The sequence below is a fragment of the Roseateles sp. P5_B10 genome (assembly GCF_056400485.1).
On sequence record NZ_JBFULE010001808.1, the window covers coordinates 1 to 503 of the forward strand.

Genomic DNA, 503 nt, shown 5'->3' on the forward strand with positions numbered 1-503 from the left:
CTGGTGGAAAGCCACGATGGCGTCCGCGGCTGGTGGCGACGGCTATGCTCGAGCCAGGTGACGAATTGCAGTTGAGCTAGAACCAGATTTGCTGCGGCACGCCCAGCACATCGCGCGGTGCATTGCCTTCCGGCAGACAGCCCATGCAATCGCGCGCCGCCAGCGCCACCGCGCAGGCATCGAGCACATCATCCGGCTTTGCGCCGGTCCGCGCGCGCCTGGCAGTGAGCCAGTCGTCGAGATCGCTGAAGCCATTCGCAAGCAACAGATGACGGCGCAGCGCGAGCCCCTGCTCCGTATGTTTGGACGGTAGCGGCGCATTTTTGTTCAGACGGAGAAAGACAAGTTCGGGATGGGCTTCGCGGATATCGAGATCGCGCTGTTCCCGCACGAAGCCATCGACCTCCATGATCTTCGGCCCAAGGTGCCAGAGCTGGCGCGAGACCTTCTTCTGCCCGCGTTTGCCCGCCTCCGCATTGGCAAGATCGGGATCGCTGAAGTCC

General features: G+C 63.2%; 1 protein-coding gene. It reads right to left on the minus strand.

The genetic code is table 11. The features are described from left to right. Positions 1-76 precede the first annotated feature (76 nt). Positions 77-503 (minus strand): DUF429 domain-containing protein (locus AC1DU6_RS36020; RefSeq protein WP_477863480.1); only part of this gene is annotated, 427 nt, incomplete at its 5' end.